This window comes from Methylobacterium sp. 37f (assembly GCF_023093475.1).
Taxonomy (GTDB): domain Bacteria; phylum Pseudomonadota; class Alphaproteobacteria; order Rhizobiales; family Beijerinckiaceae; genus Methylobacterium.
Genome location: NZ_JAGHKN010000072.1, coordinates 1 through 8,811 on the forward strand (window position 1 = coordinate 1; position 8,811 = coordinate 8,811).

Annotated in this window: 10 protein-coding genes; 3 read left to right on the top strand and 7 right to left on the bottom strand. The window is 69.4% G+C overall.

Translation table 11 applies throughout. The features are described 5' to 3' along the window. Window positions 1–505: 505 nt before the first annotated feature. Window positions 506–928 (top strand): hypothetical protein, encoded by a 423-nt coding sequence (locus J7U37_RS24395; RefSeq protein WP_247637420.1) that lies wholly within the window; start codon window positions 506–508, stop codon window positions 926–928. 39 nt (window positions 929–967) lie between these two features. Here J7U37_RS24395 and J7U37_RS24400 read toward each other — a convergent pair whose 3' ends face one another. The 3 genes from J7U37_RS24400 to J7U37_RS24410 all read right to left on the bottom strand — a co-directional run bounded on the left by J7U37_RS24400 (window position 968) and on the right by J7U37_RS24410 (window position 2,520). Further along, the gene (locus J7U37_RS24400; RefSeq protein ID WP_247637421.1) at window positions 968–1,711 is read right to left on the bottom strand and encodes a Crp/Fnr family transcriptional regulator; all 744 of its coding nucleotides are present in this window, start codon (window positions 1,709–1,711) and stop codon (window positions 968–970) included. Window positions 1,712–1,856: 145 nt separating this feature from the next. Continuing rightward, entirely contained in the window at window positions 1,857–2,105 is a 249-nt protein-coding gene (locus tag J7U37_RS24405) for a hypothetical protein (protein WP_247637424.1), read from the bottom strand. Window positions 2,106–2,268: 163 nt separating this feature from the next. After that, complete coding sequence (locus J7U37_RS24410) at window positions 2,269–2,520, bottom strand: hypothetical protein (RefSeq protein WP_056185569.1); 252 nt, start codon at window positions 2,518–2,520, stop codon at window positions 2,269–2,271. A 224-nt stretch (window positions 2,521–2,744) separates the two neighbouring features. Here J7U37_RS24410 and J7U37_RS24415 point away from each other — a divergent pair, with 224 nt between their 5' ends. Beyond that, on the top strand, window positions 2,745–3,479 hold the full coding sequence (locus tag J7U37_RS24415) for a YoaK family protein (RefSeq protein ID WP_056185572.1): 735 nt from the start codon (window positions 2,745–2,747) through the stop codon (window positions 3,477–3,479). Between the two features lie 54 nt (window positions 3,480–3,533). On the opposite strand, the gene J7U37_RS24420 is transcribed toward J7U37_RS24415, so the two are convergent. Then, window positions 3,534–5,483 carry a hypothetical protein gene (locus J7U37_RS24420; RefSeq protein WP_247637422.1) on the bottom strand — a complete coding sequence of 650 codons (1,950 nt, stop codon included), beginning with the start codon at window positions 5,481–5,483 and terminating at the stop codon, window positions 3,534–3,536. A gap of 5 nt (window positions 5,484–5,488) precedes the next feature. Beyond that, on the bottom strand, window positions 5,489–6,991 hold the full coding sequence (locus J7U37_RS24425) for an NAD(P)/FAD-dependent oxidoreductase (RefSeq protein ID WP_056185579.1): 1,503 nt from the start codon (window positions 6,989–6,991) through the stop codon (window positions 5,489–5,491). 157 nt (window positions 6,992–7,148) lie between these two features. Here J7U37_RS24425 and J7U37_RS24430 point away from each other — a divergent pair, with 157 nt between their 5' ends. Continuing rightward, complete coding sequence (locus J7U37_RS24430) at window positions 7,149–7,718, top strand: hypothetical protein (RefSeq protein ID WP_056185583.1); 570 nt, start codon at window positions 7,149–7,151, stop codon at window positions 7,716–7,718. Between the two features lie 53 nt (window positions 7,719–7,771). On the opposite strand, the gene J7U37_RS24435 is transcribed toward J7U37_RS24430, so the two are convergent. Beyond that, a complete protein-coding gene (locus tag J7U37_RS24435) occupies window positions 7,772–8,566 on the bottom strand; it encodes a hypothetical protein (protein ID WP_247637423.1) in 795 nt (264 codons plus the stop codon). Then, window positions 8,563–8,784, bottom strand: coding sequence for a hypothetical protein (locus J7U37_RS24440; protein ID WP_056185589.1), 222 nt, complete (start codon window positions 8,782–8,784; stop codon window positions 8,563–8,565). Before J7U37_RS24440 ends, J7U37_RS24435 begins: the two co-directional genes overlap by 4 nt. Between the last annotated feature and the right edge of the window lie 27 nt (window positions 8,785–8,811).

The following is an 8,811-nucleotide window of genomic DNA, read 5'->3' on the forward strand; positions in this document are numbered from 1 at the left end:
GATCCGCCTGTTCGGCGCAGCTTGGCTCATCCAGGCCATCCGAGCCTGAACAAGCACGAGCCGTGGCGATTCATCCGCAGCCGACATTCATAAAGTTCCGCGCCCAATCCGTTTTGACACGGCCTCGGACCATCGCGCTCGATACCCTGCGGGCGAACGGGATCGCGTTCCTGAGACTGGGCGATGGGACAATCGCGGTCGCCCGACCGAAATCGTCGGGTCTGTCGAAGCTTCGCGACCGGCCGCGAACGGGGCCAGCCCCGGACGGGAGCGAGCCGACGGGCTGACCCTTCATGGTCGCTGCCGGCCCGGGAGTTCAACCGCGGTCGACCGGGCGGCGTCAGATGAGCGGGATGGGGCTGGCAACGCGGGCGTCGAGACGTCCGGTGTCGTAGCGCGGATCGATGGCCGTCGTGTCTGCTCCCGCCGCGCCCGAGCGTATCGGTGCCGCGCCCAATAGGAACGGGCCTGGTCCGCGCCGATATCTCCGAGTGCGACGGCGGACATGGATCAGGACAGTTTCGGCCGTAACGATCCGGTGCCGATATTGCTTATTCGCAAAGGTGATATCAATTCTTGTCCCAATCGTGGACAAGCAGGCAAGCTGGCCAGGATCGGCACAATGTCGCTACTGATACCGTCTCTTTCGATGCCCCCTGACGCGACGGAGTTGACGGGCCTGGCTCGTCGGCGGGCCATCGCCATCGGCAATGCGAACTGGTTCCGGGCCGTTGCCTGGAAGGCGCTCCGGGATGGCAGTCCGAACGCGGGCGTGCGGGCGGCCAATGCCCGCGCGGCCGCCCGCATCGTGCTCCGGCAGGCGCGCCGTGACGCTCTCGTCAATCGCATCACCTCCGAATCCTTGGCCTATGACCGGCCTGCAACCCTGCCCGCAACCCTGCCGGAGAGCCTGCCGGAGAGCCTGTAGGTCCGACGGCGCCGGCCCTGACCGGAGCGGCGAAGCGGGTCAACTGAGACGACCTGACCGGGAGGGCGCGGCAGGCCGTCGGAACGGAGCGATCAGGCGGTCATACTCGGCCTCGGCGGGCCCATAGCTGTCCCCCGCATGCGCGACGAGCCGGTCCCGGTCGAGGATAGTGATCCGCCCGCGCCGGGCCCGGATCATGCCGACCCCCTCGAGGGCCTGGATCGCCAGGGTCACGCCGGAGCGCTGCGTCCCGAGCATCACGCCCAGGAACTCGTGCGTCAGGGCCAAGTCGGCGGTGCTCAGCCGATCCTGCGCCATGAGAAGCCAGCGGGCCAGGCGCTCCTCAATCGAGCAGACGCCGTTCGACAGGGCCGTCTGGCTGAGGGTCATGATGAAGACGTGCGCGTAGCGCAACAGCACGCGCCGCAGGCCCGGCAGGGCCTCGAAGGCATCGCGGAGGCACGCGGCGTCGATGCGCAGCCAGGGGCCGCCGACCTGGACGACGATCTCATGGGGGGTGCGCTCGGACCCGAGGAACACGGCAGTGCTGATCATCGCCTCGTAGCCGAAGCAGCCGACCTCCAGCCTGCGGCTCCCGTTGGCCGTAGTCAGGTTCGACGACAGCCCATCCTCCGGGAAGTAGGAGAACGCCATCCGGTCGCCCTCGTTGATCAGGCGTGCGCCTTTCCGGACCTCGATGCGCTCGAACAGGGGAAGCATCCGGGCGCGCTCCTCCTCCGGCAGCGACCGGAGGAGAAGGTTGTGGGTGGCGCCGATGCTCATTCGACGGGCTTCCTCGTCCGGTTCAACCGGGACAACCGGCCCCGCCCACGCGGAGGTTCAGCGCGCAGCGCACGCGATATCCGCACGGCTGAACGGGATCATGCTCGGGGGCATGCCCCAGAAAGTCACGACCGGCCGCTGCGCGTCAGTACGGCGTGCCATAATAGGGCTGCCGGCTCGGACGGACGCGTCCCCGCAGCGGCCGGTCGTAGCGATCTTCGTAGGCCCCGAGATACGGGTCGAGGGCCGGCGAGCGATAATTGCCGTTGTTCACCCCGGCGGAGCGGTCGTTGCCGCTGAGCGCCGCGTAGGGCGACAGGCCGTCGCCGCCGCTTCCGCCGCTTCCGCCGCCGCCGCGGGCCATGGCAACTCCGCTCAAGCCGAGTGCCAGCATTGCCGCCGCCGTCGCGAGAACGAGGGCGCGCGACCCGTGCGAGGGCGGGGACTGCGAGAGTGAGGACTGAGAAGGCGATAACTGTGAGAGAAGTTGGATCTTCGTCATAACACCCTCCTCGTTGACATTGTGCCGCGTCGGCCAGGACAGGGCGGGCCGACCGTCAGCGCTCGGCGTGCACGCTCTTCAGGAAGCGGCGCGCCACCTCCCGCACGGCCTCGTCGTCCCGGGTGTCGTCGTCGGCCTTGTCCCAGAGGTGATCGAGGCTGGAATCCAGGTTCGTCAGCAGGTCGGGATGGGCCTGGGCCAGGAAACGGATCGTCCCGAACAGGAGGTGCTCCATCGCGAGTTCGCGGTGGCGGGCCTCCGCGATCTGGGCAGTGGCAGGCGAGACTTCGGATGTGGAATTTGTCATGACATCACAACGAACAGCTCCGCCCGCGGTTCAGGACGAGACGAGCTTTCATAAGATTTCGCGCTTCGGGGTCGACGCATCAGATCTCCGGTCATCTTCCGTCGTCCTCGCGCGGAGGTCGCCTGCCCGGATACGGTCCGATGGAGGACGGATGCTTCCGTTGACCGGCACTTTCGGCCAGAACCGGCCATCCCTCGCAATGCGCGATCAATCAGACGGCAGCGATGACACCGACACGCCCACCCAGCGCGAGCGGCTCCGCGCAAGTCCGCCCCTCTTCGAAGCCGCGTGGCGTCGATCCGGATCTGGCCGCGGGGATCGGGCTTGCCTTCGTGGCGGGGTTCGTCGATGCAGCGGCCTTCATCGCCCTCGCGGGCCTGTTCACGGCCCATGTGACCGGGAACTTCGTGCTGCTGGGCGCCGAACTGGTGTCGACCTCGGTCGGGGTGGTGGCCAAGCTGCTCGCCCTGCCGGCCTTCGTCATCGCGGTCGCGGTGACGCGGTTGCTCGCCCTGGCGCTGGAGCGCCGCGGGGCGGCGCCCCTGCGCTGGCTCCTCGCCCTGGAAATCGTGCTGCTCGCCGGATTCGCCGTGATGGGCCTCGCCCTGTCGCCCCTCGGCTCGCCCGATGGCGCGGCGGCGGTCACGGTCGGGATGCTGGGAGTCGCCGCGATGGGCGTCCAGAACGCCATCGGCCGGCTCGGCCTCGCCCATCTCGCCGCCACGACGGTGATGACCGTCAACGTCACCCAGGCGGTCATCGACCTCGTGGATTGGGCGCGGGGCGCCGTTCCGCCGGACGGCCCGGCGCGGGGGCGCCTGCGCCGGATGGTGCCCGCGGTGCTGGCCTTCGCCATCGGGGCGCTGGCGGGCGCCTTCGGGGTGGCCGCTTGGTCGTTCGGGTGTCTCGCGATTCCAATCGCGGCCCTGATCGGGCTCATGCTCCTGCGTCTCGACTGACAGGAGAGGGGCGCAACGGGTTTGGAGCCGCTGAAACCTGCCCGAGCCGTGACGTCAGGTCCGGCAGGGCAGCAGCCCGTAGGCGACCGTGCCGTTCCACGAAAGGCCGTCGACGGCCGGTATGGCGTTCACCGAGGGACGATGAAGCGGAAACACGCGGCCCCCATCGGGCGGGACCTGGCCGTCGCGCAGCGGCAGGACGATCCAGGCCGGTGCGTCGGGTGCCGCGCACAGGGTCTCGACCGCGCCGACCGGCAGATCGGGCGCGCGCGGCGGGACGGGGGGCGCGAACGGCACGCGGTTGGCCTCGGTGGCAAGACCGAGGGCGATCAGTCGGCCCATTCGTTCCGACCACGCCATGGCGAGGGGGCGCGAGAACACGATGCTGGCGCCCTGAAGCGTGTTGATCCAGTTCGGACGTTCGAGCACCAGCCAGGTCTCGGCGCCGCTGTCGAGCCAGAGCACCTCGCCGGGGCGGCCCGCGACCGCGCGGATCAGATCCGACCGCGCGACCCGGTCCTCGGTCCGTCCGAAGACCGGCGCGCGCTCATCCCAGAAGTTCACGAGCGTCAGGGTGAGCATCAACCCGAGAATTATCCGCGCGGGTCGGCTTCGCGCCATGTCGATCCAGGCGAGGCCGGCGGTGAGGGCGAGCGGCGCCGCCAGCCCGAAGTTCCGGATGAGACTGAGTTCGAGATAGGCACCCGGGGGCAGGCGGGTGACCAGCCAACCCAGGGCGACGGCTTCCAGCACGGCGCGGCAGACAACGAGCGCGCCGACCAGCCAGACGGTCGCCAGCATCAGGGCGCGTGAGGGTCCGATCCAGCGGCGGCGGACGGCCGCGTGAACGGCGAGCGCGAGGGTGCCCGCGCCGCCGGCAATCAGAGGATCGTCGGAATACACCCAGCCCAGAACCAGCAGCGCGAGGGTCATCCGGTCTCCCGCGTCTCCGCGCGGCAGCGTGGTGACGCAGAGCCCGAGGGCGGCGGCACCAACGACAGAGGTGACCCAAAGGAGACGCCAGGGCTGAGCCTGGATCACCAGGAGCGACGATCCAAACTCCTCGAAGACGATGTTCGCCGCGACGCCGCAGAGGCCGGCCAGGAGTGCGGCGTACAGAACCCGGCGGACCGGCCGCGGCACGAGGGCCCCGGCGATCAGGATCGAGGCGGCCTGCACCAGCGGGGACGCCCAGGCCTGCGTCGCCCAGAGCAGGGGGAAGAGATCGGAGCATCGCTGGCGCAGGATGCTGAGGTACTGGGGATCGATGGGCTGCAGCAATCGCCCGAACAGCGGCAGACCAAGATAGGCGGCGAGCACGATCGCGGGCAGCGCGGTGGTTGGGAGCGCCAGCCATCGCCGATCCTCCGCCACCAGGACGATGCTGAGCACCCCTAAGCCAGCGAGTCCCATGATCGGGTGGATCAGGCATGCGACCAGCATGAGAAGGGCGGCCGACCAGAACCGGCCCGAGAGCTGGGACGCCAAGCCCGCCAGGACTGCCGCTTCCGCCAGGGTCCGCGGCGTCGCCAGCGCCTCCCCGATGCGGAAGATGCCCGGATGGCCGTACGAGGCGGGAAGCACCACCAGGGCAATCAGGATGCCCCAGCGGCGCCGATCCGCCGCGATGGCGCCCGCGAGGAAGGCCGCGGCGCAGAACCAGGCGAACAGGCCCGCGACGCTGACGGCCAGGGCCGCGGCGTCCGGGCCGAGGCGTTGCACCAGCGTCCGGAGGACGATCGGGAACAGGCTGAAGCGCGACTGTCCGTCGAGGGCGAACATGAGGTCGCGTCCGACCCCGTCGGGATCGAGATCCGCGAGCGCCCGCCCGACATAGATGCGCGCATCTCCTTCGATGCCGCCGTAGGGATGCATCAGCAGGTAGAGGCCCACCGCCCCGAGGACAGGCCAGGCGGAGCGCGCTGCAGCCTGCGCCCAGCGCCCGCCCCATCCTCGCGCCGGGTCTACGGCCGCCGCAGGGTCCGGTGTCGCGGCCTGCGCCATCGCCGTCAGGCCGCGCGGCGCGGAACCAGGCGCTCGCTCGCCAGCGCGTCCTGCGCCCCCGAGACGCCCGCCTCGGTGTATTCCGCGTCCTCGTTCACGCACCACGGATCGTAGCGGCGCTCTCCGGCGAGGATGTTCTCGACCGTGAGCATCGCGGTCATCATCGCGTGGTCCTGGTTGTTGTACTTGTGCATGCCGTTGCGCCCGACGAGGTGCAGGGTCGGATAGGCATGCTCGAGGTCGCGCCGGATGGTGGCGACGTGAGCTTTGTAGTCCTCGTCGTAGACCGGATAGGCCTTGGGCTGCCGCACCACGCAGGCATCGACCACGTCCTCGGAGCGGATCAGCCCGATCTGACCGATCTCGCGCTTGGCCAGGGCGATCAGGTCCGCGTCGGACGCGGTCCACAGGCCGTCACCCTCGAAGCAGAAATACTCGAGCCCGAGGCAGGTATGGTCGGCGTCCGGCACCATCTCGGGCGACCAGGAACGGAAGTTCTGCACCCGCCCGACCTGCACCGACGGATCGTGGATGTAGATCCAGTTGTCCGGGAAGTTCCGGTCCGTGCGTGCGATCAGCGCCACCGTGAGGAAGTCGCGGTACTGCAGAGCCCGCGCCTGGAAGGTGCTGATCGGCGTGGGCGAGATCGACCCGACGAGTTCGCGCAAGGGCGCGGAGGAAACGACGTTGCGGGCCGTGAAGGTCTCCCGGGTGCCGTCCGCACCCTTGGCCGTCACGGTCCAGAGCCCGGTCCGGGCCTCGTAGTGCAGGCCGTCGACGCCCCGGTCGAGGCGCAGCGTGCCGCCCCCGGCGGCGATCTTCGCGGCCGCCGCCTCCCACATCATGCCCGGTCCCTTCCGGGGATACCGGAACGATTCGATCAGCGTCTTGATCACCGGTTCGCCGGCGCGCGGGGCCTTGCGCAGGCCGAGCGAGCGCACCAGCGCATCGCGGATCGCCGCGCCGAGATCGAGGCCGTTGATGCGCTGGGCCGCCCAGTCCGCCGAGATGGCGTCACAGGACATGCCCCAGACCTTCTCGGTGTAGGTCTTGAAGAAGATCGAGAACAGGCGCTCGCCGAAGCGGTTGCGGACCCAGTCGTGAAAGCTCTTCGGCTCCGCGATCGGCCGGGCCCGGGCATAGAGATACGAGGCGACGCAGGCCGTGCTCTCGAGGAGTCCGAGATTGCGCAGCGCTTCGAAGGCCTTCAGCGGGTAGGCGTAGTACTTGCCCTTGTAGAAGATCCGCGACAGGCGCGGCCGCTCGATGAAGTCGTCCGGCAGCAGCTCGTCCCAGAGATCGACCACCGCCTTCGACTTGGAGAAGAAACGATGGCCGCCGATGTCGAACAGGTAGCCGTTATGCGCGACGGTGCGGCTGATGCCGCCGACCTGCACCGGGTCCTTCTCCAGGACCGTGACGGAGCGGCCCGCCTTCGCCAGCAGGTAGGCGGCGGTCAGGCCGGCCGGTCCCGCGCCGATCACGAGCGTTTCCGTGTGGTGGCTCATCGGGGCGAACTCGTGGGTTAACCGAAGTGCGAAGCAGCTTCGACATACCGACGGAACGGTTAAGAAACGTTGAGGCCGGCTGGGGAACCGATCCCGGGCCGGGGATTTGCGTTCTCGCTGTCACGGACCCGTGATGGGTCGCGACAGGAGCCGCACCATGGATACCAGCCCTCTGCCCGCATCCGCGTTCGACGCGCCGGCCATCCTGCTGTCAGGGCCGGTCGACCACGACATGTACCGGGATTTCCGGAGCCAGCTCGATGCGATCGACGGGCGCGACCTCGTGGTCGTCGAGCTCACCACCCTCGGGGGCGACCCCGAGGTCGCGCGGATGATGGGCGAGGACATCCGCTTCAAGAGCGGCGTGATGACCGACCGGCGCTTCGTGTTCCTCGGCAAGGCGGCGATCTACTCGGCCGGGACCACCTTCATGAGCTTCTTCGCCCGGCCGAACCGCTTCCTCACGCGCGGCACGCGGCTGATGGTCCATGAACGCAAGCTCGACAAGCAGGTGGTGCTCAACGGCCCCCTGACCACCTGCATCGCCTCCGTGAAGGCTGCTCTGCACGAGATCGAGTGCTCGATCGAGATCCAGAACGAGGGCTTCGCCAACCTCGTCGCCGGTTCGCGCGTGTCCCTGGACGAGGTCCTGCGGCGCGCTCCCGAGAACTGGTACATCGAGGCCACCGAGGCGCAGCAGCTCGAGCTGATCGAAGGCATCCTCTGAGGGCCGGAGCCCCGCTCGCAACAGCTGGGGCCGAGTGCTGGCGCCGGCCTTGCTCAGCCGACCGGATCGCGACCGAGGCTCGGGGCAAGCGCCCGGGCAAACTCCGGATCAGGCGGCTCACTCGCCCGGCCGCGCGCGGCCTGCCGGCTCTGGGCCCGCTCGCCGGCTTCGAGGCTGCACTTCTCCACGTGGACCGCCCGGTTGACGACCTGGAGGTTCGGGGCGCCCCAGAAGCCCAGCAGGGTCGGCCAGGCCGCGTCGCGATGCTCGCGCCAGACGCGGTAGAGCGGCACCCGGTGGTCCACTTCGGCGGTCTTGAACAGGCGCTTGCCGGAGGCGGCGCAGCGGTGACGCTGGTGCGCCTTCAGCACCTTGACCTGGTCGCTCGGGGCGACCCACAGTTTCCAGGCGGCGACGCAGGCTGCGTGCCAGCGTGCGTTCTTGTTCGGCACGCCCGTGCCCCAGAGGTCCCGGTGCCAGCCGAAGCGGTAGACCGGCTGTCCGCAGATGCAGCAATGACCTTTCCCGCGTGCGTGGGCCGGTTCCCGGAAGGGGGAGGGCGGCATCCGGAAGGTTGCGGCGAGGCCCGACCCCTTCTCGGTGCCGAGACGCCACGTCCAGCCCTCGGGCTGACCCGAGCGCGCGGCCAGCGCCCGGGCCATGCGATCGGCGCGCATCAGGTGGGCGCGCCAATATCCCTCCACCGCGAGGCGCGGCGTCGGCGGGATCAGCGGCCGCGACAGGGCGTGGCGCAGGACCGTGGCCGGGAAGACGGCGGGCAGGGCCCGGTCGAGCCGGGCGCGCGCCGCGACGTTTCGCGCCGCGCGCCACTCCGATGCCGCGCTCACGCCTGGACGCGGGTTTCGTCGGGTGCCGCGGACGGGGGTGAGATCGCCTGCGGCGGGCGGCCGGCGACAGCATCCGCGAGTCGGTTCAGGCGTCTGCCAAGATCGACCACTTCGTTCAATGCAATCGACTTTTCTCCATTCTTGACGGCGCGTGTGATATCGCTGAGCTGCAGTTTGGAAATACGGAGCAACTCGGCGGCTAGCTGGTCTCTGGTCATTCAGCGCATCGCGGATCAGGGAGGGCG